The sequence below is a fragment of the Cupriavidus sp. H39 genome, from assembly GCF_050271075.1.
Lineage (GTDB): Bacteria > Pseudomonadota > Gammaproteobacteria > Burkholderiales > Burkholderiaceae > Cupriavidus > Cupriavidus necator_B.
In genome coordinates this window covers 2156629-2183232 of record NZ_CP189848.1, presented here as the reverse complement: position 1 = coordinate 2183232, position 26604 = coordinate 2156629, and the positions used below count along the sequence as shown (strand labels likewise).

Below are 26604 nucleotides of genomic sequence, written 5' to 3'. Positions count from 1 at the left end.
GCCGGGGGCAAGCGCGGCACCATCGCCATGGTGGCCGGCGAGGCCTCGGGCGACCTGCTGGCTTCGCTGATGATGGGCGGGCTGCAGGCCCGCCTGGCCGAGACCGGCGAGGTGGTCGACTACGCCGGCATCGGCGGCAGGCGCATGATGGCGCAGGGCTTCACCTCGCGCTGGCCGATGGAAACGCTGTCGGTCAACGGCTATGTCGAGGTGCTGGGCTCGCTGCGCGAAATCCTGGCCACGCGGCGCGCGGTGCGCGACTGGCTGCTGGCCGACCCGCCGCTGTGCTTTATCGGGGTTGACGCCCCGGACTTCAATTTCGGCCTGGAAGTGCCGCTGCGCCGCGCCGGCATTCCGGTGGTGCATTTCGTCAGCCCGTCGATCTGGGCCTGGCGCGGCGGACGCATCCGCACCATCGCGCGCGCGGTCGACCACATCCTGTGCCTGTTCCCGTTCGAGCCCGAGATCTACGCCAGGGCGGGCATTCCAGCCACCTACGTGGGCCATCCGCTGGCCGACGTGATCCCGATGGTGCCCGACGTGGCCGGCGCGCGCGCCGCGCTGGGATTGCCCGCCGGGCACCGCGTGGTGGCGGTGCTGCCGGGCAGCCGCCAGTCCGAGGTGCGCAACCTGGGCGCCACCTTCTTCGCGGCGATGGCTCGCATGCAGCGCATGGACCCGAACCTGGCGTTCGTGCTGCCGGCGGCCAGCGCGCCGCTGCGCGCCATCGTCGAAGACCTGCACGCGCAGTATCCCGAACTGCGCCTGACCATCGTCGACGGCAAATCGCACCAGGCCATGGAAGCCGCCGACGTGGTGCTGCTGGCCAGCGGCACCGCCACGCTGGAAGCGGCGCTGTACAAGAAGCCGATGGTGATCTCGTACAAGGTGCCCTGGCTGACCGCGCAGATCATGAAGCGCCAGGGTTATCTGCCTTACGTGGGATTGCCTAATATCCTTTCAGGGCGCTTTGTCGTGCCCGAGTTGCTGCAGGACGACGCCACGCCCGAGGCCCTGGCCCGCGAGACCCTGCTGCAGCTCAATGACGAAGGCAATACCGCCTTCCTGTACGAGCATTTCACCCGCATGCACGAGACGCTGAAATGCAATACCGCGCAACTGGCAGCCGATGTGGTGGTGGACCTGATGCACAGCCGGGGGACGGTCTGATGGCGCGCCGTAACGCTGCCGATTCGCCGCAACTCGGACTGGACCTGGCGCCGGCGGCGCGCGCCATCCAGCGCCTGTGCGGCGTCGACGAAGCGGGCCGCGGCCCGCTGGCCGGGCCGGTCTATGCCGCCGCGGTGGTGCTCGACCCGAAGCGCCCGATCCGCGGCCTGGCCGATTCCAAGATCCTGACCGCCGCCAAGCGCGAGGCGCTGTACGAGAAAATCTGCGAGCGCGCGCTGGGCTGGCATATCGCCTTCGCCACGGTCGAGGAAATCGACACCATCAACATCCTGCACGCCAGCATGCTGGCGATGCAGCGCGCCGTGCAGGGCCTGGCCGCCAGCGGCATCGTGCCCGACCTGGTCCAGGTCGACGGCAACCGCTGCCCGCAGGTGGCGTTCCCGGTCGAAGCCATCGTCAAGGGCGATGCGCTGGTCAAGGCGATCTCGGCCGCGTCGATCCTGGCCAAGGTGGCGCGCGACCGCGCCCTGATGGAACTGCACGCAGCGTATCCGCAATACGGCTTCGATTCGCACGTGGGCTACGGCACGCCCCAGCATATGGCCGCGCTCGCCGAATTCGGCGCGACCCCGCACCATCGCCGCTCGTTCGCGCCCGTGCGCGAGGCGCTGGCGCAGCGGCCGATGTTTACCGCGGTGACCGCCGTGGCGGAAGTCATCGAGGTCACGCCGCTTGCTGACGCCGGCGCCTTGCTACCGGCCGCGCAATGCGGCACGTCCTTGCCATCCGAAGCCTCGTGAAGCACGTTACCTCGCGCGACAATGCGCTGTTCAAGCACCTGAAGGCGCTTGCCGGTTCCACGCACCAGCGCCGCAAGGCAGGCCAGTCGCTGCTCGACGGCGTGCACCTGGCGCAGGCCTACGTGGCCGCGCGCGGCCAGCCCGTCACCTGCCTGGTGTCGGAGCGCCACTATGACCATGCCGAAGTGGCGCCGCTGCTGGCCCAGGTCGACGCCGAGCGCGTGGTGGTGCTGGCCGATGCGCTGTTCACGCAGATCAGCGGCGTGGTCAACGGCATCGACCTGATGCTGGTGATCGAGACCCCGGCGGGCCACCTGCCGGCGCGTATCGAGCAGGATTGCATCATCCTGGACGGGGTGCAGGACGCCGGCAATGTCGGCTCGATCCTGCGCAGCGCGGCCGCGGCGGGCATCCGCGATGCCTTCCTCGCCACCGGCTGCGCCTTCGCATGGTCGGTCAAGACCCTGCGCGCCGGCATGGGTGCGAACTTCCACCTGAATATCGTCGAGCATTGCACGCTCGACGCGCTCGCACCGCGCCTGGCCGTGCCGTTGCTGGCAACCTCGTCGCACGCCGAGGCCGCCGTGTTCGACACCGACCTGCGCGGACCGGTGGCGTGGGTGGTGGGCAATGAAGGGGCAGGGGTCAGCGAGGGCTGGATGGCCCACGTCACGCGCAAGGTCGGCATTCCGCAGCCGGGCGGGATGGAATCGCTGAACGTGGCCGCGGCGACGGCGATCTGCCTGTTCGAGGCGGTGCGCCAGCGCCGCGCCGGCTGAAGCCGCCGGCGCAGCCAAAGAGAAAGCGGCCTGTGCGGCCGCTTTTTTATTACTTCAGTAGTTGTCGCGATCGACCTTGATCTCCTGCAGGATCGTGGTCGCGATCTCTTCGATCGACTTGTGTGTCGACGACAGCCACTTGATGCCTTCGCGGCGCATCATCGCCTCGGCCTCGTTGACTTCGTAGCGGCAGTTTTCCAGCGCGGCGTACTTGCTGCCGGGGCGGCGCTCGTTGCGGATCTCGGTCAGGCGTTGCGGATCGATCGACAGGCCGAAGATCTTCGGCTTGAACGCATAGAGCGCCGACGGCAGCCGGCCGCGCTCGAAGTCGTCGGGGATCAGCGGATAGTTGGCCGCCTTCAGCCCATACTGCATGGCCAGGTAAAGGCTGGTCGGGGTCTTGCCACTGCGCGATACGCCGACCAGGATCACATCGGCTTCTTCCAGGTTCTTGTGTGACTGGCCGTCATCATGCGCCAGCGAGAAGTTGATCGCCTCGATGCGGTTCTTGTAGGCCTCGGTGTCGGCGTTCTGGTGGAAGCGGCCGATGGCGTGCGTGGATTTCAGGCCCAGTTCTTTTTCGAGCGGCTCGATGAAGGTCTGGAACATGTCCAGGATCATCGCCTTGGCGCGGCGCAGTGCCTTGTTCGCTTCCTGGTTCACCAGCGTGGTGAAGACGATCGGCGGCACGCCTTCGTTGTGGAACGCCTCGTTGATCTTGCCGACGGCAATATGTGCCTTTTCCGGGGTGTCGACGAAGGGCATGCGCACCTTGCGGAAGCGCATCTCGAACTGGGCCAGGATGGAGTGGCTGAACGTCTCCGCGGTGATGCCGGTGCCATCCGAGACGATGAACACGGTGCGGACCCCCGGGCGCTCGGCCGCCTGGGTGGCGGGTGCGGCAGGGGTTGCGGGCTGCATTCCAGGCTGGGACCCGGGTGTCGCCGTTCCGGGCGCTTCTGGCTGGGACATGGGGATGGCGCACGCGATGGCGCAATAAATAGATTCAATCTTCCGCAGAAAAGTGCGGCGCAGCACGGTAGAATAGCGGCGATCTTTTCGCTAAGCAATTCCACAGGGTAGCCGCCCCCGCAACAATGCGCACCCGGGATTGTCGACAATGCGCGCTACGCGATGAGAGCCGTAGCGCCAGGTCCGCAGCGCCAGTTCGGGGTTGCTTAGCCAAGCGATCCGTCCGGGAACAGAACACCAAGAACATACCGGGCATGCGCAACCAGTTTTCTACTTTGTTTTGAGGCTCTCATGACTAACCAGGCAGATAACGGCGCCTATGTGCTGCCGTTCGAGCAGTTGCGCATGGCTGACGTGGAAATCGTCGGCGGCAAGAATTCGTCGCTGGGCGAGATGATCTCCCAGCTGGCGGAGGCCGGCGTCCGGGTTCCGGGCGGCTTTGCCACCACCGCGCTCGCCTTCCGCGACTTCCTTGCCCACAACAACCTGACCGAGCGCATTTCGCAGCGCCTGAAGACCCTGAACGTCGACGACGTCAAGGCCCTGGCCGAGGCCGGCGCCGAGATCCGCGAGTGGGTCGCCAGCGCGCCGTTCCAGCCGCGCCTGGAACAGGAAATCCGTGAATTCTATGCCCGCGTGTCCGAGCGCGAAGGCGCCGAGGCCTCGTTCGCGGTGCGTTCGTCGGCCACGGCCGAAGACCTGCCCGACGCCTCCTTCGCCGGCCAGCAGGAGTCCTATCTGAACGTCAGCGGCATTGACGACGTGCTCGACAAGATCAAGCACGTGTTCGCCTCGCTGTACAACGACCGCGCCATTTCCTACCGCGTGCACAAGGGCTTTGCCCACGACGTGGTGGCGCTGTCCGCCGGCATCCAGCGCATGGTCCGCTCGGACCTGGCCGCTTCCGGCGTGATGTTCACCATCGACACCGAATCGGGCTTCCCCGACGTGGTCTTCATCACCTCCAGCTACGGCCTGGGCGAAACGGTGGTGCAGGGCGCGGTCAACCCAGACGAGTTCTACGTCTTCAAGCCGACGCTGCAAGCCGGCAAGTACCCGATCATCCGCCGCTCGATCGGCTCCAAGCTGATCAAGATGGAGTTCACCAAGCCGGGCGAAGCCGGCCGCGTGAAGACCGTCGACGTGCCGGGCGAACTGCGCAACCGCTACTCGATCACCGACGAAGACGTGACCGAGCTGGCGCGCTACGCGATGATCATCGAGAAGCACTATGGCCGCCCGATGGACATCGAGTGGGGCAAGGACGGCAAGGACGGCAAGATCTACATCCTGCAGGCCCGCCCGGAGACGGTGAAGAGCCAGTCCGCCGGCAAGGCCGAGCAGCGCTTCAAGCTCAAGGGCACTGCCCCCGTGCTGACCAGCGGCCGCGCCATCGGCCAGAAGATCGGCACCGGCCCGGTGCGCGTGATCAACGACCCGTCCGAGATGGAACGCGTGCAGCCCGGCGACGTGCTGGTGGCGGACATGACCGACCCGAACTGGGAGCCGGTGATGAAGCGCGCCTCGGCCATCGTCACCAACCGTGGCGGCCGCACCTGCCACGCCGCGATCATCGCGCGTGAACTGGGCGTGCCGGCCGTGGTTGGCTGCGGCGATGCCACCGACGTGCTCAAGGACGGCACGCTGGTGACGGTGTCGTGCGCCGAAGGTGACGAAGGCCGTATCTACGACGGCCTGCTGGAAACCGAGGTGACCGAAGTCCAGCGCGGCGAGATGCCCGAGATCGACGTCAAGCTGATGATGAACGTCGGCAACCCGCAACTGGCGTTCGACTTCGCGCAGATCCCGAACAACGGCGTCGGCCTGGCCCGCCTGGAATTCATCATCAACAACAATATCGGCGTCCACCCGAAGGCCATCCTCGACTACCCGCAGGTCGACGCTGACCTGAAGAAGGCCGTGGAAAGCGTGGCCCGCGGCCATGCCAGCCCGCGCGCGTTCTATGTCGACAAGCTGGCCGAGGGCATCGCCACCATTGGCGCGGCGTTCTACCCGAAGCCCGTGATCGTGCGCCTGTCGGACTTCAAGTCCAACGAGTACAAGAAGCTGATCGGCGGTTCGCGCTATGAGCCGGACGAAGAGAACCCGATGCTGGGCTTCCGTGGCGCCTCGCGCTACATCGCCGAAGACTTTGCCGAAGCGTTCGAGATGGAATGCAAGGCCATGAAGCGCGTGCGCGACGAAATGGGCCTGACCAACGTCGAGATCATGGTGCCGTTCGTGCGCACGCTGGGCCAGGCCGAGAAGGTCATCGGGCTGCTGGCCAAGCACGGCCTGAAGCGCGGCGAGAACGGCCTGCGCATCATCATGATGTGCGAGGTGCCGTCCAACGCGATCCTGGCCGAAGAGTTCCTGCAGTTCTTCGACGGCTTCTCGATCGGCTCGAACGACCTGACCCAGCTGACGCTGGGCCTGGATCGCGACTCAGGCATGGAGCTGCTGGCCAAGGACTTCGACGAACGCGATCCGGCGGTGTGTTTCATGCTGTCGCGCGCGATTGCGGCGTGCATCCGCCTGGACAAGTACGTCGGCATCTGCGGCCAGGGTCCTTCGGACCATCCCGACTTTGCCGCGTGGCTGGCCAAGGAAGGCATCAAGTCGATCTCGCTGAACCCGGACTCGGTGATCGAGACCTGGCGACAGCTGGCTTCCTGAGGCATTTGACGTCACAATAACGATTGCCGGCACCTACGGGCAGCCGGCGGAAGCACCGGCCCTGCGTCAGGTGTTGCAAAGCCCCGCAGACGCTCAACGGCGCTGCGGGGTTTTTACTTTTCGGGAAGTCCCTGGACGAACGGGAGCTTGGATGGCGTATTACATCTGGTTCGTGGCAGCGGTGGTGCTGGTGATCGTCGAGCTGAACACCGGCACGTTCTATCTGCTGATGGTGGCGGTGGGCTTCGCCGCCGCCGGGGTGGCGGCCTTGCTCGGCGCATGGCCGGCGGCGCAGGCACTGATCGGGGCGCTGGTCGCGGCGGTGCTGATCGCCGGGCTGCGCCGCACCCGCTTCGGCAAGCTGCGGCGCGGCAATGCCGCGGCCGATCCCAACGTCAATCTCGATATCGGCGAGGAGCTCGACGTGCCCGCCTGGGACGCCAACCGGCGCGCGCGCGTACCGTACCGCGGCGCGGACTGGACCGTCGAGCTGGCGCCCGATTGCCCCCCTGACCGCGCCCTTGCGCCGGGCCGCTACCGCATCGTCGCGGTGCGCGGCAGCACGCTGGTGGTATTGCCTCGCTGAAGCGCCGCTGCAGCCCGGTCTTGCCCGTCTTCTTGCACCTCGCGGCTGCGGCCGCGGTGTGTTCCGCCTGCCGCCGCCCGGCGGCGCCGTACCGATGTGTTCTGCCTGGAGAATCGTTACATGCTCGCTTTTCAGCTTGGTTTGCTGCCGCTGATCATCCTTATTGCCGTTATCGTGCTGATTGCCAAGGGCATCAAGATCGTGCCGCAGCAGCATGCCTGGGTGCTGGAGCGCCTGGGCCGCTATCACGCCACCCTGACGCCCGGGTTGTCGATCGTGGTGCCGTTCGTCGATCGCGTCGCCTACAAGCACGTGCTCAAGGAAATCCCGCTGGACGTGCCCAGCCAGGTCTGCATTACCAAGGACAATACGCAGCTGCAGGTGGACGGCGTGCTGTACTTCCAGGTGACCGACCCGATGAAGGCGTCGTACGGTTCCAGCAATTTCGTGGTGGCGATCACGCAGCTGTCGCAGACCACGCTGCGTTCGGTGATCGGCAAGCTCGAACTGGACAAGACCTTCGAGGAGCGCGAGTTCATTAACCACAGCGTGGTCAATGCGCTGGACGAGGCCGCCGCCAACTGGGGCGTGAAGGTGCTGCGCTATGAGATCAAGGACCTGACTCCGCCCAAGGAAATCCTGCATGCGATGCAGGCGCAGATCACCGCCGAGCGCGAGAAGCGCGCGCTGATCGCGGCGTCCGAAGGCAAGCGCCAGGAGCAGATCAACCTGGCCACCGGCGCGCGCGAGGCGGCGATCCAGAAGTCTGAGGGCGAACGCCAGGCCGCCATCAACAAGGCCCAGGGCGAAGCCAGCGCGATCCTGGCGGTGGCCGAGGCCAATGCGCAGGCGATCCAGAAGATCGGCAATGCGATCCGCACCGAAGGCGGCATGGATGCGGTCAACCTGAAGGTGGCCGAGGAGTACGTGGCCGCGTTCGGCAACCTGGCCAAGCAGGGCAATACGCTGATCGTGCCGGGCAATATGGGCGACATGAGTAGCATGATCGCTTCTGCGCTGCAGATCGTGAAGGGGCAGAAGGCTGCTTGATGCGGCAGGGCGGCGGCCGGAGGTCTAGCCCTTGGTGTCGCCCTTCATGATGCGGGCCTTTTCGCGCTGCCAGTCGCGCTGCTTTTCGGTCTCGCGCTTGTCGAACTGCTTCTTGCCCTTGGCCAGGCCGATTTCGCATTTCACGCGGCCGCGCGTGTAATGCAGGTTCAGCGGCACCAGGGTGTAGCCGCGCTGTTCGACCTTGCCGATCAGCTTCTTGATTTCGTCGGCCTTGAGCAGCAGCTTGCGCGTGCGTACCGGATCGGGCGTGACGTGGGTGGAGGCGCTTTGCAGCGGGCTGATATGGGCGCCGATCAGGAACATCTCGGCGTCGCGCACCACCACGTAGCCTTCCTTGATCTGCACCCGCCCGGCGCGGATCGCCTTGACCTCCCAGCCTTCCAGCACGATCCCGGCCTCGTATCGTTCCTCGATGAAATAGTCGAAGAAGGCCTTCTTGTTATCTGCAATGGTCATGCGTGCGGGTAGGGTGCGGTAGGGTGGATTCTGGCCGGTTCGCTGCAGCGCCGCATGGCGGGATGCCGCGGAACGCGCGTGTCGGCTAAAATCGGGATTCTAGCAAACCAGCCCCCGGCACAGGCGCATGCCTGCCGCGCACCGAGCGCGGCATGGCCGCAAGCCAGATTTCCCCATACATGGCAGACGTCCATAAATCCGTCCTGCTCGGTTACTCCGCCGCGCAGATGTACGACCTGGTCACCCGCGTGGAGGACTATCCCAAGTTCCTGCCATGGTGCGGCGGCGTGGAGGTGTTCGAGCAGACCGAGACCATGCTCGACGCCAAGATCCATATCCACTTCAAGGGTATCCAGCAGTTCTTCCATACGCGCAATACCCAGGAGCGTCCCACGCGTATCGACATGACCTTTGCCGACGGGCCGTTCAAGACGTTCAACGGCTCATGGCGCTTTACGCCGCTGCGCGAAGACGCCTGCAAGATCGAGTTCCACCTGCACTATGAGTTTTCCAGCCTGCTGCTGGAAAAACTCATCGGCCCGGTCTTCAGCATGATCGCCAATACCTTTGTCGATGCCTTCGTCAAGCGCGCCGAGGTGGTGTATGGCACCAGCTGAACGCAGCGCCGGCACGGCGCATATCGTGGTCTGCTACGCGCGCCCGGATGCCGTGTTCCTGAAAGACATCGACGTCCCCGAGGGCACCACGATTGCCGCGGCGATCGTCGGCTCCGGGCTGCAGCAGGCTTGCCCGGAGGTCGATCCCGCCACCATGAGGGTGGGCATCTTCGGCAAGCTCAAGACCCCGGAGACGGTGGTGCGCGATGGCGATCGCATCGAGGTCTACCGGCCGTTGACGGCGGATCCGAAGCAGGCTCGCCGCAAGCGGGTCCAGAAGCAGCGCGCCAGCGGCACGCGTGAGGGCCAGAAATGGTTGCGCGGCAGCAGCTGAGCCGCGCATCGCCGCCAAAGCAAACGGGGCCAACGCGGCCCCGTTTTTGTTGCTTCAGCTGCAGTGCTTCTCGAGGTTGGCGCTGGTCTTGAGGATTTCCGCCTGGCGCTGCTCGCTGTTCAGGTGCTGCAGCGAACCATCCGGGCCGGCGACCGCGGCGCGCATGCCCTGTTGCAGTCCGGCGGCGTAGTTGCGCAACTGCGCGCAGCGGGCGGCGCGCTCGGCCGCCTCGGTTTCCTTGCGGGCGTCTTCGGCGGCGGCTTTCAGGCTGGCTTCGCGGCGCTTCTGGAACGCTTCTTCGGGCGTCGGCGCGGCGACGGCGGGCCTGGCCGATGCCTTGGACGGAGCCGGCGTGGTGACATCCGCGGCCTGGGCTGCTGCCTGGACGGGCTGGAATTCGCCCGCATGGCGCCCGGGCGCGCGCAGGATCCTGGCCGCTGCGGTGGACGGCGGCACGTCGCTGTAGACCATATGCCCGTTGGCGTCGCGCCACTGCCAGTAGGCAAGGGCCGGCGCAGGCACCGCGAGGTTGGCGGCAAGGGCAGCGGCAAGCAGGCACGGCGCGGACGATCGAAACATGGCGAGACGTCTCAAAGTGGCTCTGGAAGCACGGGCCGCCGGCTGCTTGCATGGCCATTGCCGCGGCAGGACAGCCACGACAAGAGCGGGGCGCCCGCCTGCAATGCAATGCGTAGCGCCGGGTTGACCCTGGGAAATGCGTTGTATAGATGCGTTGTATTTTTCCGCCGGCGCGTGTGACCCCCGCGCCATGGTTCGCTAGTCTACGCAGACTTGTCGGTGGCGTGCAAGCGCACCGACCAGGCCACGCCGATCATCAGCAACACGATGGCGGCGATTTCCAGCGGCCGGGGCCAACGCTGGTCGAAGACAAAGCCATAGGCCAGCGCGAACAGCGTTTCGAACACGATCATCTGCCCCGACAGCGTCAGCGGCAGGCGGCGGCTGGCGATATTCCACAGGTTGTTGCCGATCAGCGAAGCGCCCAGCGCCACCGCGGCGTTGACCATCCAGAACCACTGCCAGTCGCGGCCGCTGTCCGCCGCGCTCAGGGTATCGCCGGCCAGCATCCAGCCGACTGCCGCCAGCACCGCGGACACCGCGCCGGTCGACAGCCCGTACAGCGCCGACCATTCATTGCCGCTGTAATGCGGGTTGCGCTGCAGGTAGCGCGCGTTGTCCACCGCATAGAGGCTCCAGCAGACCAGCGCACCGGCGGCGCAGCAGACCCCCGCCAGCTTCTGCCACACCGGCCGCGCCACGGCGCCGGCGGCGGCCGCATGGGCGCTGTGGCCGCCGCCGAACAGGTCGATATTGATGCAGGCAATGCCGGCGGCCACCACCAGCAGCGGCCACAGCAGCCGCGACAGCGGCACCGCGCCGTGGTCGCGCCGGCCCATGATGGTGACCGAGATCGGCAGGATGCCGATGATCAGCGAGGTCGGGCCCACCCCGGCCAGCTGCACGCCGAAGGCCAGCAGCACGTAGTAGAGCAGGTTGCCGGTAAAGGCCTGGCGCAGCAGCGCCACGCAGTCGGCCCGGGTCAGTTTGCGCGCGATGCGGCGCACCAGCGGCAGCGCGGCCACGCCGGCCACCAGCCCGTAGGCCAGGTAGCGGCCAATCGCCAGTTCCCACGGCGAAAACACGGGCAGCAGCTTGGGGGCGATAAAGACCATGCCCCAGAACGCGCCAGCCAGCAGCCCGCACAATACGCCGATTCCCATACTTCGCCGTGCCCGGATAAAAAGACAACGAGCATAGCAGACAGCACCTCGGAAAGGCCGTTGCCGGGCATCAGCAAATCGCGCATTCCTGTATAATTCGCTTTTGCGCCTAGAGGAATTGCTATGCGTCTTGTCCAGAAAGCACTCACATTCGATGACGTGCTGCTCGTCCCGGCCTATTCGGCCGTCCTTCCCCGGGATGTTTCCCTCCGCACCAGCCTGACCCGCTCCATTGAACTGAACATCCCGCTGGTCTCCGCGGCGATGGACACAGTGACCGAGGCTCGCCTGGCGATTTCGATGGCGCAGGCCGGCGGCATCGGCATCGTCCACAAGAACCTGAAGCCCGCCGACCAGGCCCGCGAGGTCGCGCGCGTGAAGCGCTATGAGTCGGGCGTGCTGCGTGATCCGATCACCATTTCGCCGGAGATGAAGATCCGCGATGTGATCGCGCTGTCGCAGCAACACGGCATTTCCGGCTTCCCGGTGGTCGAGGGCAAGGCCGTGGTCGGCATCATCACCAACCGCGACCTGCGCTTCGAGGAAGAACTCGACGCCCCGGTGCGCGCCAAGATGACGCCGCGCGACAAGCTGGTGACCGTGGCCGAGGGCGCGCCGCTGGAAGAAGCCAAGCGGCTGATGAACCGCCACCGTCTCGAGCGCGTGGTGGTAGTGAACCAGGCCTTCGAACTGCGCGGCCTGATCACCGTGAAGGACATCCAGAAGGCGGTGGACAACCCGCTGGCCAGCAAGGACGACCACGGCCAGCTGCGCGTAGGCGCCGCGGTCGGCGTGGGCCCGGACAACGATGAGCGCGTCGAGCTGCTGGTCAAGGCCGGTGTCGATGTGATTGTGGTGGATACGGCGCACGGCCACAGCCAGGGCGTGCTGGACCGCGTGCGCTGGGTCAAGCAGAACTTCCCGCAGGTGCAGGTGGTGGGCGGCAATATCGCCACCGGCGAGGCCGCGCGCGCGCTGGTCGAGCATGGCGCCGATGGCGTCAAGGTCGGTATCGGCCCGGGCTCGATCTGCACCACGCGTATTGTCGCCGGCGTGGGCGTGCCGCAGATCACCGCGGTGTCCAACGTGGCCGAGGCGCTCAAGGGCACCGGCGTGCCGCTGATCGCGGACGGTGGCGTGCGTTATTCCGGCGATGTGGCCAAGGCCCTGGCGGCCGGCGCGCATACCGTGATGATGGGCGGCATGTTCTCGGGCACCGAGGAAGCGCCGGGCGAAACCTTCCTGTTCCAGGGTCGTTCGTTCAAGAGCTATCGCGGCATGGGTTCGGTCGGGGCGATGAAGGATGGCGCGGCGGACCGCTACTTCCAGGAAGACAACACCGCCAACGTCGACAAGCTGGTGCCCGAAGGGATCGAAGGGCGCGTGCCGTACAAGGGCTCGGTGATGGCGATCATCCACCAGCTGACCGGCGGCGTGCGTGCCTCGATGGGCTATTGCGGCAGCAAGTCGATTGCCGACTGGCACGAGAGCGCGCAGTTCGTCCAGATCACGGCAGCCGGCATGCGTGAATCGCACGTGCACGACGTGCAGATCACCAAGGAAGCGCCGAACTACCATATCGACTGATGCCCTGAGGCCGCGCACCGTCCCTGCAGGCGGTGTGCGGCCGCGGCATCGGGGCGAGGGCGCGCCAGCGCGTGCCTGCGCCCGACCCGCCATCCCATCCGAACCTGGCCGCGCGCCATGCAGGCGTTGTCCTGATGCCCGCCGCACCACCGGCCGGGGCCAAGACGAGGAGCGCCAATGAAGGTGTTGCTGCGAGCCGTGCTGTTTTTCGATGCCCTGGTGGACTTGCTGCTGGGCATCCTGCTGCTGATGTCCCCGTTTACCACGCTGTATGCCGCGCTGCAGTTGCCGCAGCCGCAGCCGGCGCTGTTCGGTCAGCTGCTGGGCGTGGCGCTGCTGGGGCTGTCGGTGCTGCTGTGGCAGGCCACCTTCAATGGCCAGCTGACGGTGCCGGTGGCGCGCACGGCGGGCTATGTCAACCTGGCCAGCGCGGTCCTCGTCATTGGCTGGATGGTGTTCCTGGACCTCCCGCTGGAAGGCGCCGGCAAGATCTGGGTGCCGACCATGGCGGTAGTGCTGCTGTTCTTCGCCGTGGTGCAGATCCCGGCGGCCAAGCGCGTGCGCGTGCGCGAACAGCAACGGAAGATGGAACGCGCACTGCAGGAACAGGAAGGCAGGAAGGAACCCGGCGTTGCCCCCGCGGCGCGCCCAACGAATACCCCAGAATACCGGCGCGAGCCGGTCATCACGCCGCCGCCGGGCTATGGCCCCGGCACGGAAGTCGTGACCGAGCCCATCCCGGAAGACACGCCATCGGCCCATCATGCACGACAAAATCCTCATTCTTGATTTCGGCTCGCAGGTCACGCAGCTGATCGCCCGCCGCGTCCGCGAGGCGCACGTCTATTGCGAAATCCATCCGAACGACGTCACCGACGCGTTCGTGCGCGAATTCGCCCCCAAGGCCATCATCCTGTCGGGCAGCCACGCCAGCACCTATGAAGACCACCAGCTGCGCGCGCCGCAGGCGGTATGGGACCTGGGCGTGCCGGTGCTGGGCATCTGCTACGGCATGCAGACCATGGCGGTCCAGCTGGGCGGCAAGGTCGAGTGGAGCGACCACCGTGAATTCGGCTACGCCGAGATGCGTGCCCACGGCCATACCGAACTGCTCAAGGACATCGAGGACTTCCGCACGCCGGAAGGTCACGGCATGCTCAAGGTCTGGATGAGCCATGGCGACAAGGTCACCGGCCTGCCGCCCGGCTTCAAGCTGATGGCGTCGACGCCCAGCTGCCCGATCGCCGGCATGGCCGACGAGGCGCGGCACTATTACGCGGTGCAGTTCCACCCCGAGGTCACCCACACGGTCAAAGGCCGCCAGATGCTGGAGCGCTTCGTGCTGCAGATCGCCGGCTGCAAGCCTGACTGGGTCATGCGCGACCATATCGAGGAAGCGGTGGCCAAGATCCGCGAGCAGGTCGGCGATGAAGAAGTCATCCTGGGCCTGTCCGGCGGCGTCGATTCGTCGGTGGCCGCGGCACTGATCCATCGCGCCGTTGGCGACCAGCTCACCTGCGTGTTCGTCGACCATGGCCTGCTGCGCCAGGACGAAGGCAAGCTGGTGATGGAAATGTTCGTCGGCCGCCTGCACGCCAAGGTGATCCATGTCGACGCCTCGGACCAGTTCCTGGGCCATCTGGCCGGCGTCACCGATCCCGAGCAGAAGCGCAAGATCATCGGCCGCGAGTTCGTCGAGGTGTTCCAGGCCGAGGCCCGCAAGCTGAGCAATGCCAAGTGGCTGGCGCAGGGCACGATCTACCCGGATGTGGTGGAATCGGGCGGCACCAAGACCAAGAAGGCCACCACCATCAAGAGCCACCACAACGTCGGCGGCCTGCCCGAGACGCTGGGCCTGAAGCTGCTGGAGCCGCTGCGCGACCTGTTCAAGGACGAAGTGCGCGAGCTGGGCGTGGCGTTGGGCCTGCCGCCGGAAATGGTCTACCGCCACCCGTTCCCGGGCCCGGGCCTGGGCGTGCGCATCCTGGGCGAAGTCAAGCGCGACTACGCCGACCTGCTGCGCCGCGCCGATGCCATCTTCATCGAAGAACTGCGCAAGACCATCGCCACCGAACAGGACGCGGCCGCGGGCCTGTGCGAGCCGGACCACGTCGGCAAGAGCTGGTACGACCTGACCAGCCAGGCCTTCGCCGTGTTCCTGCCGGTCAAGTCGGTGGGCGTGATGGGCGACGGCCGCACCTATGACTACGTCGTTGCACTGCGCGCGGTGCAGACCACCGACTTCATGACCGCGCACTGGGCGCACCTGCCGTATGCGCTGCTGGGCCGTTGCTCGAACCGGATCATTAACGAAGTACGTGGTCTCAACCGGGTTGTGTATGACGTGTCGGGGAAACCGCCGGCGACGATTGAGTGGGAGTGAAGCCGGGTCCTGCCGGGACTATCGCCAGCTGTCGAAATCAGCCATAACGTGTTGATTTAGAAGAAAATACGTCGCGGCAGGCGGATTTCGATCTGATCGGACTTCAGCATGCACCGCCCTGACGGCACGGTCCGGTAACCTCATCCCGAGCAATAGCGGAGGAGGGCAGGCCTGGCGGGGGCGAGGGCGGCCGCGACCGTCCAGTGCCGCCAGGCCCCTGCCACGCGGCGGCGTTGCTGCAATTCAATATCGAGAAACGCATGCCCAGCGCGCTGACCCTGGGGTCAGGCTGAACAAGACCCAGAAGATTCCCCATGAGCAATGAGGCAGACCCGGGGGACATTCCATCCCATTTTCGCCTACTCTGACAGTAGCGTCGGACCGGGCAGGCGCCCGCTTGGGGCAGGTCGCTTGAAGCGATGTTCGGAACTGCCATGCCGCCGTGCAACCCGCCGAACCAGTCTCGCTGTCGAGCCACGAAAATGCTGGCCACCTCTGGTTGTCATGGTCCAGGGAACAATGACCGAACCCTGCTGTACTTCGGTTGCCTGACCCTGTGCATCGCCCTGGGGACCCCGGCCGGTTACCTGGTCGATATACAGACCTCGTACATACTGAAGAACCAGCTGAATGCGACGGCGACGCAGATCTCTGTCTTCCGGCTGGTGACCGGCATCCCGGTGTATGTCGCGTTCGCTTTTGGCCTTGCGCGCGACCAGTGGAACCCGCTGGGATTGCGGGATCGCGGCTTCTTCCTGATTTTCGCTCCGGCGACCGCGGCAGCATTCATCTGGATCGCATTTTCTGGTTTCTCCTACGCGGGATTGGTGATCGGAATGCTGCTGGCGATGGTCTCGTCCCGATTCGTCGCTGCGGCCTTTCAGGGGTTGATCGCTCTGGTGGGCCAGGAAAAGCGCATGTCAGGCCGCCTCAGTGCTCTGTTGAACGTGGTCGGCTCGGTCCCGGTCGTGGCGGGAGCCTTCGCCTCCGGGTACATCTCCGACCATCTTGCTGCAAGGGAAGCTTTCCTGCTGGTGGCGACGGCGGCTTTATTGGTGGCCGTGCTAGGGCTGTGGAAGCCCGTTTCCGTCTTCGACCATATCTATGAGACGCCGCCAGCCAGGGGTGCGGATTTTCTCGGCAATGTCCGGCGGCTGGTCAAGCATAAGGCGGTTTATCCGGCGGTTCTGATCTGCTTCCTGTGGAACTTTGCGCCAGGCGCGGCCACGCCCTTGCAGTTCTACCTGGCCAATGAACTGCATGCGTCGGATTCGGTTTACTCGTTCTATAACGGGATCTTTGCCGCTGCCTTTATCCCGACTTTCTTGCTGTATGGCTTCCTGTGCAAGAAAGTCGCGCTGAACAAGTTGCTGTGGTGGGGAACGGTCATCGCTGTGCCACAGATGATTCCGCTGGCATTCATTCAGTCGGCCGACCTCGCTCTTGCATTGGCAGCACCGATAGGGCTGATGGGCGGTCTGGCCACCGCGGCATACTTCGACCTTGCCATGCGGTCCTGTCCGCCGGGCTTGCAAGGCACCTTGATGATGCTGGTGGACGGCGTGCTCGCGTTGTCGGCAAGGGCCGGCGATCTCTTGGGCTCATCGATCTACAGCAGCAGTCCAGCGCATGGTTTCACATATTGTGTGATCGCTACCACCGTGGTCTACGCCCTGATCCTGCCCTTGATCGCGCTGACGCCGAAAGCATTGATCGCCACCCGGGACGGCGAACCCAATCCGGAGGTCGAGGCCGCGGCGCGCAACGATGTCCCGCGCGCGGAGCGCACCTAGACGCCCGTGCCTTGGGCAAGCGTCGCAGCCGGGGCGCCGCCGCAACGCGGGAGGCACCCCGGGCCTGAACCTGTCACTGAACAGAACGAATTCGGTTTCCGCTGATCATCGTGGCTACGAGAGCTTGCGGCCGAGCGTCTCCGGTACCATCGCCAACCCGAACAGCGATAGCACGCCGCAGCCAATCAGGTAGAACGCCGGTGCGTTCGGGCTGCCGGTCAGGTGGATCAGCCCGGTCGAGAACAGCTGGGCAAAGCCGCCGAATACCGCAATGGCCACGTAATAGGTGACGGCCATGCCGGTGGCGCGCAGGCGCTGCGGCAATACCTCGCTCACCAGGACCAGCGTCGCGGGAGAGGTCATGGCCATGGGAATGGCCAGACAGCCGACCACCAGCAACAGGCAGGTCAGCGACGGCAAAGCATTAAGCAGGAAGAAGGCCGGATAGGCCATCAGCAGCAGCGCCAGGCGCGACCACCACACCATGGCGCGACGCCCGACGCGGTCGCACATCCAGCCTGCGATCGGGCCGAACACGACCATCATCGCCGCAGCCACGAAACCGGCCCAGACCGCCTCGCCGCGCGGGATATGCAGCTGGAAGGTGGCGTAGTTAGGCAGGTAGTAGGCGATCAGGTGAACCGCCGCGGCAAGGCCGGTCATCAGCAGCACGCTGGCCACCAGTTCACGCCAGTGCTGGCGCATCAGCTGCCAGCCGCCGGCGGCAGCCTTCTTGCGCGGAGGCGGCACCAGCGTTTCCTCCAGCCGCCGGCGGATCAGCTGGCCGATGGGGATCACCAGAATGCCGATCAGGAACGCCACACGCCAGCCCCAGTGCTCGAGGGCATCTGCGCTGAGCGCGTGGCTGAGCGAGAGCGCCACCAGCGCGGCGAAGACGGCGGCAATGCCCTGGCTGGCCGTCTGCCAGCTGGTGTAGAAGCCGCGCGAGCGTTCGTCGGCGTATTCCAGCAGCATGGCACTGGCCGAGCCCATTTCGCCGCCGATCGCAAAGCCCTGGATCAGGCGTGCGACGATCATCAGGACCGGCGCAAGGTAGCCGATTTGCGTATAGGTCGGCGTCACCACGAGTACCAGCGCGCTGAAAGCCATCAGCCACATCGACAGCAGCACGGCGGGCTTGCGGCCATGGCGATCGGCGTACGCCCCGATCACCAGTCCGCCCAGCGGTCGCATCAGGTAGCCCGCGCCGAAGGTGCCGAAGGACAGGAGCAACTGGCCGAGCGGATTGCTGACGGGAAAGTAGAGGGGGATGATCAGCGTGGCGAAAAAGTTGTACACGCCCGAGTCGTACAACTCCAGTGCGCCGCCGATGGTGATGGCGGTGACCGCGGAGGCCTTTGACATGGGCTTGGGGTTGGCTTCGGCCGGCATGGGCGTGGATACCGGCGCCGCCATGGCTGTGGTGGGATCGAGGGGCAAAGCGGTCTCCTGGCGCGGCGGCATGATGCCGGCGCGCGCTGTTGTGGGTTTGGATTCGGCGGGTGGGAAGCGGCGGGTCCGCTACCCGCCGTCACCAGGGCAGGTGCTTCGCGTTATTCCAGATGGAAACCGGTCTGCCTGATGGCAAATGCCCATTTTTTCTGTTCAGCGGCCATGAAGGCCGCAAACTGGTCCGGCGAGCTCTGGCTGGCAGGCTCATAACCCTTGCTGACCAGTTGCTGGCGCACGCCCGGCGCATTCAGGGCTTTTTCGATCTCCTTGCCGAGCAGCGCGACGATGTCCTTCGGCGTGCCGGCCGGCGCCACCAGGCCATACCATTCGCTCGCGTCGATACCCGGGAAGCCGGCCTCCGCCAGGGTCGGCACGTCCGGGAACAACGGCAGCCGCTGCTTGCTGGCCACGGCGATGCCCTTGAGCTGGCCGCCCTTGACGAACGGCATCACCGCCGGCACGCCGTGGAACATCATCTGGATATGGCCGCCCACCATGTCAGTCAGCGCCTGCGGTCCGCCCTTGTAGGGTGCGTGCACGATGTTGATATGGGCGGCTTCCTTGAACACCTCGGCAATCACGTTCTGCTGGGTGCCCGGGCCCACCGATGCATAGCTGAGCTTGCCGGGGTTGGCCTTGGCGTGCGCCACCAGTTCCTTCACCGAACCCCCCGCGGACGGATGCACCACCAGCATGTACGGCGAGCTTGCCATCAGCCCCAGCGGCGCGAAATCCTTGCCCATGTCGAACGGCAGGTTCTTTTGCAGGCTGGCGTTGATCGCCATTGGCGCACTGGCTACGAGCAGCGTGTAGCCGTCCGGCGCCGCCTTGGCGCCCATGCCAGCCCCGATATTCCCGGTAGCCCCGGGCCGGTTGTCGACCACGAATTGCTGGCCGAGGCTGGCTGTCATCTTCTCGGCCACCGTGCGGGTAACGGCATCGACGCCGCCCCCCGCCGGCCACGGCACGATGATGCGGACCGGGCGGTTCGGGTATGCGCCGTGTGCCGGTGCCCCGGTGGCGCCGGTGGCGCAAGCGGCCCAGGCGGCAAGCGCAAGCGCGCCCAGGGTACGGCCAACGCGATTCAGTACGAAATTCATCTCTTGTCTCCTCGCTGTCTCTTCCGAGGCTCCGGTGGCGAGCCTGCGCTGTTTCAGTCTTTGCCTTATGCCGCTTCAGTCGCCTTGCCCTGCGGCGTGGTGCGCTCCTGCTGCCATTGCGCCATCAGCCGCTGCCAGCGCAAGCGGGTCGCCGCCAGGTTGCGCGCCTTGACATGGCCGTAGCCGCGAATCTCTTGCGGCAGCCGGGCAATCTCCAGCGCCAGGTCGAGATTCCGCGCGGAAAGTGCCGGCAGCAAGGCTTCCACGCTGCGCCGGTACTCACCGATCAGCGCCCGCTCTTCCTTGCGCTCCAAGGTGTAGCCGAAGGGATCGAACGCCGTGCCGCGCACGCCCTTGAAGCGGGCCAGTACGCCGAACGCACTGCGCATCCACGGGCCATAGGCGCCCTTGACCAGTTCGCCGGCCTGGTTCTTCCGCGCAAACAGGGGAGGGGCCAGGTGATGGACCAGCCGGACCTTGCCTTCGAACATCGACGCGATCTGCTGGCGGAATGCGGCGCCGGTATGCAGGCGGGCCACCTCATATTCGTCTTTATAGGCCATCAGCTTGAACAGCGAGCGGGCCACGGCTTCAGTCAGGCGGGAGCCGCCCAGGACCGACTCCGCCGCCTTCACGCGGCGGACAAATGCCTCGTATTGCGCCGCGTAGGCGCGGTTCTGGTAGCCGGCCAGGAACTCGGCATGCTTCTGCACCAGTTCCTCGACCGGCACCTTGCGCACGAACTGGATTACCTGCGACCCGCCCGGCTGCGCCGGTATCTTCGACATATCGTGGGCGCACAGCCGGCCCCATTCGAAGGCCGCCTTGTTGCTGTCGACCTGCACGCCGTTGAGCTCGATGGCACGCATCAGCGCGGCGTGCGACAGCGGCACCTTGCCCATCTGCCAGGCATAGCCGAGCAGCAGCAGGTTGGCGTAGATCGACTGGCCCAGCACCTGCTTCGCCACCTGTTCGGCATCGAAGCTGGCGAGCTGGCCCTCGCCCACGGACTGCGCGATCCGGGCCACGGCCTCGCCGGCTTGCGGATCCCAGTCCGGATTGCGGACGAAGGCCGCGGTCGGGGTCAGATGGCTGTTCAGCACCACATAGGTCCGTGCCGGCGACATCGCGGCCAGCGAGGCCTTGCTGGCCGCGACCACGGTATCGCAGGCGAGCACCAGGTTGGCCATGGCCATGTCGACGCGGCTCGCATGCAGGGCGTCCGGGCTGGCGGCGATCTGGATATGGCTCCAGGTGGCCCCGCCCATCTGCGCCATGCCGGTCGCGTCCTGGGTGATCACGCCCTTGCCTTCCAGGTGGGCGGCCATGCCCAGCACGGCGCCGATGGTGACGATGCCGGTGCCGCCGATCCCCGCCACCACGATGCGCCACGGCTTGCCGGCATCCGGCAGCGCAGGCATCGGGATGGCCGGTGGCGTGGCGCGGCCGCCGGTCGCGGCGGTGGGGGTGGGACTCTTTAGTTTGCCGCCTTCGACCGTGACAAAGCTCGGGCAGAAGCCTTTGGTGCAGGAAAAGTCCTTGTTGCAGCTGTCCTGGTTGACCTTGCGCTTGCGCCCGAAATCGGTCTCGACCGGCTGCACCGCGAGGCAGTTGCTTTGCACCGAGCAGTCGCCGCAGCCTTCGCACACCAGCTCGTTGATGACCACGCGCTTCGCGGGATCGACCATGGTGCCGCGCTTGCGCTCGCGGCGCTTCTTGGTGGCGCAGGCCTGGTCGTAGATGATCACGGTCACGCCTGGCACCTCGCGCAGCTCGCGCTGCACGGTATCGAGGTCGTCGCGGTGGCGCACGGTGACGCCGGCGGCGAGGTTGCCGACGCCCTGGTACTTGCCGGGTTCGTCGGTCACCACCACGATCTGCCGCGCGCCCTCGGCGGCGAGTTCGCGTGTCATCGCCGGCACGTCGAGCTGGCCGTCCACCGGCTGCCCGCCGGTCATGGCCACGGCGCTGTTGAACAGGATCTTGTAGGTCAGGTTCACGCCGGCATGGATCGACTGGCGCACCGCCAGCAGGCCGGAATGGTTGTAGGTGCCGTCGCCCAGGTTGGCGAACATGTGGGTGCGCTTGCTGAAGGGCGCCTGGCCCATCCAGTGCACGCCTTCGCCGCCCATCTGCGACCAGGAAGTGGTCGAGCGGTCCATCCACACCACCATGCCGTGGCAACCGATGCCGGCGGTCGCGACCGAGCCTTCCGGCACGCGCGTGCTGGTGTTGTGCGGGCAGCCCGGGCAAAACCACGGCAGGCGGTCGGTGGCGCGCGCATCGCCTTGGGTGGTGGCGCGTTCCTTGGCGTCGATTTCCTGCAGGCGCACGTCCATGCGCGCGGCCACGTCGGCCGGCACGCCCAGGGCCTTGAGCCGCAGCGCGATGGCCTTGGCCACCAGCGCGGGCGACAGGTCAGCCTTGGCGCGCAGCAGCCAGTCCTCGGCCGGCTTGCGGTGGCTCCATTCGCCGCCGGCACCGTCGGCGTGGTGGTACTTGCCGAAGACAGCCGGACGGGCGGCGGGCGGGTAGTGGTACAGCTCGTCCTTGAGTTGCTGCTCGATCACGGGGCGCTTCTCCTCGACCACCAGGATTTCGCGCAGCCCGCGCGCAAAGTCGCGAACGCTGTCGGGCTCCAGCGGCCATACCACGCTGACCTTGTGCAGCCGGATGCCGAGCGCGCGGCAGGCGGCGTCATCCAGGCCGAGGTCGAGCAGGGCCTGGCGGGTGTCGCTGTAGGCCTTGCCGCTGGCGATGATGCCAAGGCGGTCGTTGGGTCCCTCGATCACGTTGCGGTTCAGGCGGTTGGCTCGCACATAGGCAAGCGCGGCCGGCCACTTGAACTCCATCATGCGCGCTTCGGCGGCGAGCGGATCGTCGGGCCAGCGGATATGCAGGCCTCCGTCGGGCATGGCGAAGTCCTCGGGAAGCAAGACGCGCACGCGATCCGAGTCGGTGATCACCGACGCGCCCGATTCCACCACCTCCTGCACGGTCTTCATGCCGGCCCATAGCCCGCTGAAGCGGCTCATCGCCAGCGCATGCACGCCCAGGTCGAGGATGTCCTGCACATTGGACGGGAAGAACACCGGCAGCCCGCATGCCATGAAGGTGTGGTCGCTCTGGTGGGCCAGCGTGCTGCTCTTGGAGATGTGGTCATCGCCAGCGAGCGCGATCACGCCGCCCAGCGGCGAGGTGCCGGCGAGGTTGGCATGCTTGAGCGCATCGCCGCTGCGGTCGACGCCGGGGCCCTTGCCATACCAGATGCCGAACACGCCGTCATAGCGCTTGCTGGCGGCATCGAACTCCAGTTGCTGCGAGCCCCACACCGCGGTGACGCCGAGTTCCTCGTTGACGCCGGGCTTGAAGACCACGTGGTGGTCGGCAAGATGCTTCTTTGCCTGCCACAGCGCCTGGTCATAGGTGCCGAGCGGCGAGCCGCGGTAGCCGGAAATGAAGGCGGCGGTGTTGTGGCCGGCCGCGGCATCGCGCTTGCGCTGCAGCAGCGGCAGGCGTACCAGCGCCTGCACGCCGCTCATGTAGGCGCGGCCGGAGTCCAGCGCGTACTTGTCGTCGATCGACACGGCTTGCATGGCCTGCCGGGCCGCATCAGGGAGTATGGGGGCGTTCATAAGGGCGGTTCTCAGGCAAACAGGGTTGAACGGGGCCTGCCGGCGTGCGTTGGCACCCGGATCTCTGGCATGACTGGTGATGAAAGCGGCGCTAGCCGGGGAGGGGGATGCCGAGTTCCCGGCCGAGCCCATCCAGCGCGCGCACGACCGCGTCGGGCAGGCTGATGCCGTGCGCGCGGCCGTCGCGCTCGAGCGCTTCGCCGCGGTGTCCGGGCAGCCGCGCGTCGGCGCCGCCGGCGGCAAGATAGTTGCCGGTCCACTGCGCCATGTATTCGGCGAACAGCGCCTGGCCGGCAAAGGCGTCCGGTTTGACCAGCCAGACAAAGCCGCCCTGGCGGCCGACCGCGCCCGCGCCGGAAACGGCATTGCGCGCGGGCGCCAGCGAATCCGCGGTGGCGGCCATGGCGCCGGCCAGGCACTCCACCATCATGGCGATGCCGATGCCCTTGTGCCCGCCCGTGGGCAGCAGCGACCCTTCCAGCGCGCGTTGCGCATCGGTGGTCGGATGGCCGTCGGCATCAAGCGCCCAGCCCTCGGGAATCGGCTTGCCTTCACGCGCGGCCAACAGGATATGGCCGCGCGCGGCAACGCTGCAGGCCACGTCGAAGACGATCGGCGCCGCGCCCGGCAACGGGCAGCCAAAGGCGATGGGATTGTGTCCGATCGCGGCGCGGGCAAAGCCTTCCATGCCGAGCATGGGCGGCGTGCGCTGGCCGACCATGCAGAAGGCGCCGGCCTCGGCGGCCAGCAACGCCGGGATGCCGAGCGCGCCGAGATGGCCACACGATTGCACGGCCACCAGCACGGACGCGCTCGACTGCAGCGCCTCCAGCCCCAGTTGCACGGCACGCGGGCCGGCAACCTGGCCCATGGCACCGTCGGCATCCAGCACGATGCCGCCCGGGAAGGCCTTGTGCGACATGTGCGGACGCGGATTGAAATCGCCGGCCCGCAGTCGCTCCACGTAGGAGGGGACCCGCGTCAGGCCATGCGTCTTGTAGCCGCGCAGTTCGCTGCGCACCAGCGCGGCGGCGGCTTGCGTCGCCTGCTCCGGCGCCACGCCGCACGACTCGAACACGGCGGCGGCCCAGCGCGCGAGCTGGTCGGTGTTCCAGCGCAGTCTCATGTCGATTTCTCCCGCACGATCATCAGGCGCTCGCCGAACGGAGCGGCATAGACCGACTGGTAGTAGAGCGGCTGGTCGCGCAGCGTGTAGCCACGCAGTTCCATGATGAATGCCGGCGCCTCGGGGTCGAGCCCGAGTTCCTCCGCGGCCGCGGCCGGGGCCTTGCCGAAGCGGATCCACTGGTCCACGCGCAGCGTTGGCAGCGACAGGCGCTGGCCGATCAGCTCGCGCAGGTTTTTCTCCAGGGCATCGCGGTCCAGCCCGCCCAGCTGCGCAAAATCTTCCTCGCGCAGCCAGAACTCGCTGTAGAGGTCGAAATGGCCGCCGACGCTGATCACGCGCTCGATGCGCACGTAGCCGTCGCCGGCAAGGAACTCCGACCACGGCCCCTTGCGCTTGATCCGCTTGACCGAGCGCGCATGGACGTAGGACGGCAGCTCGTTGCCCTGTTCATCGCGAAAGCGCAGGTAACGGACGTCGGCCGGCGCCACGCGCGTCCCGGACACAAAGGTGCCCCGTCCCTGTTCGCGCGTGATCAGCCCGGAGTGCGTCAGCCGTGCCAGGGCCTTCTGCACCGTGCCGACACTGACGCCATGGAAGCTGGCGAGCTCGCCTTCGGAGGGCAGGCGGTCGCCCTCGCGCAGTGCGCCGGATTCAATGGAGCGGATGATCGCGTCGGAGACGCTGCGAAGTTTGGTCATGGTTGTTCAGAGGCTCAGTGCGAATCGACTGACCGCGGTCTCACGGATATCGAGCACCTCGCTGGTCAGCCGCGTGCCGGATGCGACGTCCATCGCATAGCCATACAGCTGCTCGCCGAGGTCGGTGATCTTGTCCCCGTTCTGCAGGACGCCGCTGACGTCGAAGTCAATGTTGTCGGCCATGGTGCGCAGGGTATTGACGTTGCCGCACACCTTGACGGTCGGTGCCACCATGCTGCCGATCGGATTGCCCACCCCCGTGCCGAAGAAGGTCAGCTGGCATCCGCCGGCAGCCAGCGCAGTCAGATTTTCCACTGCCGCGGCCGGCGCGTCCATGAAATGCAGCCCCTTCTTCTGCGGTGCCTCGCCGTAGCGCAGCACGCCCACCAGCGGGCTGGTGCCGGCCTTGGCCATGGCGCCGAGCGCCTTTTCCTCGACCGTGGTCAGGCCGCCGCGCTTGTTGTCGGGCGAAGGCTGGTCTTCGCGCATGTCGACGCCGCGCGAGATGGCCAGGTTTTCCATGTTGCGCACGGCCGTGACAAAGGCCTCGCGCACCCGGCCATCGACCGCGCGCTCGGCGAACAGGTGCTCGGCGCCGATGAACTCGGAGGTCTCGGAAATGATCACGGTGCCGCCGCCGGCGACCACCATGTCCGCCATGCGGCCGATCACCGGGTTGCAGCTCAGCCCCGAGGTGGTGTCCGAACCGCCGCACTCGACTCCGATCACCAGCGACGACACCGGGCACGGCACGCGGCGCGCCTTCGACGCGGCCAGCGAAAGGCGGCTGGCCTTGCGCGTGCCATCGGCAATGCATGCCACCGTGCCGTCGGGCTGCAGGTGCACGCATTCAACCGGCTTGCCGGTGGTGCGGATGCGGCGCGCGACCTCTTCCGTCGATGATTCTTCCAGGCCTACCAGCAGCACCGCGGCGATATTGGGATTGCGTCCCAGGCCCGCCAGCGACTCGAAGGCGAAGTCGAGGTCGGCGCCGAACTGTCCGCGCACAAACAGCGTCGTGACCGGGATGCACCCGCCCACAGTGCGGGCAATGGTGCGCGTGACCGGGTTGCAGTTGTCCATCACCGAGACCACCGCGACCCAGTTGCGCACACCGACTGCGCCGTTCTCGCGCGGGTATCCGAGGAAGGTTGTTGTCATCTGCATTACCCCTGTTGCAGGTCGCCGCGGGCACGCGCCGACTCGATGTTGTGAACATGCATGTGTTCGCCGGCGCGCACCGCGCGGCTGGCACGGCCGATGACCTGGCCGTACTTCAGGATGGTGTCTCCCGCGACCGTATCGGCGACGCAGATCTTGTGGCCGAACGGCACGTCTTGCAGCAGCACCAGCCTGCCTTGTCGCTCGCCTTCCAGCGCGCAGGCGTCGCCGGCCTGGCCGGCATCCAGCAAGGTGGCCACATTGTCGGCCGGGTTGAGTACGATGGCTCGGGGCATTGATCAACTCCTGTATAGGTGTTGGGATCCAATGTAGGGATTCGACCGGGGTGCAGTCAAGTTCTAATAGGCCTACTCAGCGAAAACCACTACTCCCACAGTGAAAGTCCTATATAGAAGTTTGTTGACATCAGCGAGGCCGCTGTCTATCGTCATGACAACGGCGAGTTTGTCAGCGCCGCCGCATCGGCACAGTGAATCCATGG

At 66.4% G+C, this 26604-nt stretch carries 23 protein-coding genes; 12 read left to right on the top strand and 11 right to left on the bottom strand.

The genetic code is table 11. The features are described from left to right. The first annotated feature begins 27 nt into the window (after positions 1-27). The 3 genes from lpxB to ACOCMH_RS25450 are packed head-to-tail and all read left to right on the top strand — an operon-like array spanning position 28 to position 2710. Positions 28-1170: a lipid-A-disaccharide synthase gene (gene lpxB, locus ACOCMH_RS25460; protein WP_427313365.1), complete on the top strand. Its 1143-nt coding sequence runs from the start codon at positions 28-30 to the stop codon at positions 1168-1170. After that, positions 1170-1931, top strand: a complete 762-nt coding sequence (gene rnhB / locus ACOCMH_RS25455) for a ribonuclease HII (RefSeq protein ID WP_427309761.1) — start codon at positions 1170-1172, stop codon at positions 1929-1931. The genes lpxB and rnhB overlap by 1 nt, the downstream gene beginning before the upstream one ends. Next, the gene (locus ACOCMH_RS25450; protein WP_427309759.1) at positions 1928-2710 is read left to right on the top strand and encodes a TrmH family RNA methyltransferase; all 783 of its coding nucleotides are present in this window, start codon (positions 1928-1930) and stop codon (positions 2708-2710) included. The genes rnhB and ACOCMH_RS25450 overlap by 4 nt, the downstream gene beginning before the upstream one ends. A 54-nt stretch (positions 2711-2764) precedes the next feature. Here ACOCMH_RS25450 and ppsR read toward each other — a convergent pair whose 3' ends face one another. Beyond that, the gene (gene ppsR, locus ACOCMH_RS25445) at positions 2765-3568 is read right to left on the bottom strand and encodes a posphoenolpyruvate synthetase regulatory kinase/phosphorylase PpsR (protein ID WP_010809585.1); all 804 of its coding nucleotides are present in this window, start codon (positions 3566-3568) and stop codon (positions 2765-2767) included. Positions 3569-3973: 405 nt separating this feature from the next. Between ppsR and ppsA the strand changes: the two genes are divergently transcribed. The 3 genes from ppsA (at position 3974) to ACOCMH_RS25430 (ending at position 7994) form a co-directional block, all read left to right on the top strand. Next, a complete protein-coding gene (gene ppsA / locus ACOCMH_RS25440) occupies positions 3974-6358 on the top strand; it encodes a phosphoenolpyruvate synthase (RefSeq protein WP_427309757.1) in 2385 nt (794 codons plus the stop codon). Positions 6359-6509: 151 nt separating this feature from the next. Beyond that, complete coding sequence (locus ACOCMH_RS25435; protein ID WP_427309755.1) at positions 6510-6944, top strand: NfeD family protein; 435 nt, start codon at positions 6510-6512, stop codon at positions 6942-6944. Between the two features lie 120 nt (positions 6945-7064). Next, positions 7065-7994: an SPFH domain-containing protein gene (locus ACOCMH_RS25430; RefSeq protein ID WP_171517157.1), complete on the top strand. Its 930-nt coding sequence runs from the start codon at positions 7065-7067 to the stop codon at positions 7992-7994. A gap of 24 nt (positions 7995-8018) precedes the next feature. On the opposite strand, the gene smpB is transcribed toward ACOCMH_RS25430, so the two are convergent. Continuing rightward, entirely contained in the window at positions 8019-8471 is a 453-nt protein-coding gene (smpB, locus tag ACOCMH_RS25425; protein WP_171517156.1) for an SsrA-binding protein SmpB, read from the bottom strand. Between the two features lie 179 nt (positions 8472-8650). Here smpB and ACOCMH_RS25420 point away from each other — a divergent pair, with 179 nt between their 5' ends. Both ACOCMH_RS25420 and ACOCMH_RS25415 read left to right on the top strand, forming a co-directional pair. Next, a complete protein-coding gene (locus ACOCMH_RS25420; RefSeq protein ID WP_116356588.1) occupies positions 8651-9088 on the top strand; it encodes a type II toxin-antitoxin system RatA family toxin in 438 nt (145 codons plus the stop codon). After that, positions 9075-9422, top strand: a complete 348-nt coding sequence (locus ACOCMH_RS25415; protein WP_427309753.1) for an RnfH family protein — start codon at positions 9075-9077, stop codon at positions 9420-9422. Before ACOCMH_RS25420 ends, ACOCMH_RS25415 begins: the two co-directional genes overlap by 14 nt. Before the next feature lie 54 nt (positions 9423-9476). Here ACOCMH_RS25415 and ACOCMH_RS25410 read toward each other — a convergent pair whose 3' ends face one another. Beyond that, positions 9477-10001 carry a DUF4124 domain-containing protein gene (locus tag ACOCMH_RS25410; protein WP_427309751.1) on the bottom strand — a complete coding sequence of 175 codons (525 nt, stop codon included), beginning with the start codon at positions 9999-10001 and terminating at the stop codon, positions 9477-9479. A 203-nt stretch (positions 10002-10204) separates the two neighbouring features. Next, positions 10205-11164, bottom strand: a complete 960-nt coding sequence (locus ACOCMH_RS25405) for a DMT family transporter (RefSeq protein ID WP_427309749.1) — start codon at positions 11162-11164, stop codon at positions 10205-10207. A gap of 123 nt (positions 11165-11287) precedes the next feature. Here ACOCMH_RS25405 and guaB point away from each other — a divergent pair, with 123 nt between their 5' ends. From guaB to ACOCMH_RS25385, 4 genes are all read left to right on the top strand, one after another. After that, positions 11288-12751, top strand: coding sequence for an IMP dehydrogenase (guaB, locus tag ACOCMH_RS25400; RefSeq protein ID WP_427309747.1), 1464 nt, complete (start codon positions 11288-11290; stop codon positions 12749-12751). Between the two features lie 177 nt (positions 12752-12928). After that, positions 12929-13540: a hypothetical protein gene (locus ACOCMH_RS25395; protein WP_427309745.1), complete on the top strand. Its 612-nt coding sequence runs from the start codon at positions 12929-12931 to the stop codon at positions 13538-13540. Next, complete coding sequence (gene guaA, locus ACOCMH_RS25390) at positions 13515-15134, top strand: glutamine-hydrolyzing GMP synthase (RefSeq protein WP_427309743.1); 1620 nt, start codon at positions 13515-13517, stop codon at positions 15132-15134. The genes ACOCMH_RS25395 and guaA overlap by 26 nt, the downstream gene beginning before the upstream one ends. A gap of 482 nt (positions 15135-15616) precedes the next feature. After that, positions 15617-16927: an MFS transporter gene (locus ACOCMH_RS25385; RefSeq protein ID WP_427309741.1), complete on the top strand. Its 1311-nt coding sequence runs from the start codon at positions 15617-15619 to the stop codon at positions 16925-16927. A gap of 114 nt (positions 16928-17041) precedes the next feature. Here the strand turns inward: ACOCMH_RS25385 and ACOCMH_RS25380 are convergent, their stop codons facing one another. The 7 genes from ACOCMH_RS25380 to ACOCMH_RS25350 form a co-directional block, all read right to left on the bottom strand. Further along, on the bottom strand, positions 17042-18367 hold the full coding sequence (locus ACOCMH_RS25380) for an MFS transporter (protein WP_427309739.1): 1326 nt from the start codon (positions 18365-18367) through the stop codon (positions 17042-17044). Positions 18368-18480: 113 nt separating this feature from the next. Continuing rightward, complete coding sequence (locus ACOCMH_RS25375; RefSeq protein ID WP_427309737.1) at positions 18481-19479, bottom strand: tripartite tricarboxylate transporter substrate binding protein; 999 nt, start codon at positions 19477-19479, stop codon at positions 18481-18483. Between the two features lie 65 nt (positions 19480-19544). Continuing rightward, the gene (locus ACOCMH_RS25370) at positions 19545-23114 is read right to left on the bottom strand and encodes an indolepyruvate ferredoxin oxidoreductase family protein (protein ID WP_427309735.1); all 3570 of its coding nucleotides are present in this window, start codon (positions 23112-23114) and stop codon (positions 19545-19547) included. A gap of 91 nt (positions 23115-23205) precedes the next feature. Next, positions 23206-24240, bottom strand: a complete 1035-nt coding sequence (locus ACOCMH_RS25365; RefSeq protein ID WP_427309733.1) for an Ldh family oxidoreductase — start codon at positions 24238-24240, stop codon at positions 23206-23208. Further along, a complete protein-coding gene (locus ACOCMH_RS25360) occupies positions 24237-24941 on the bottom strand; it encodes a GntR family transcriptional regulator (RefSeq protein WP_427309731.1) in 705 nt (234 codons plus the stop codon). The genes ACOCMH_RS25365 and ACOCMH_RS25360 overlap by 4 nt, the downstream gene beginning before the upstream one ends. A 6-nt stretch (positions 24942-24947) precedes the next feature. After that, positions 24948-26102 carry a UxaA family hydrolase gene (locus tag ACOCMH_RS25355; protein WP_427309729.1) on the bottom strand — a complete coding sequence of 385 codons (1155 nt, stop codon included), beginning with the start codon at positions 26100-26102 and terminating at the stop codon, positions 24948-24950. Between the two features lie 5 nt (positions 26103-26107). Beyond that, positions 26108-26398 (bottom strand): UxaA family hydrolase, encoded by a 291-nt coding sequence (locus ACOCMH_RS25350; protein WP_427309727.1) that lies wholly within the window; start codon positions 26396-26398, stop codon positions 26108-26110. Between the last annotated feature and the right edge of the window lie 206 nt (positions 26399-26604).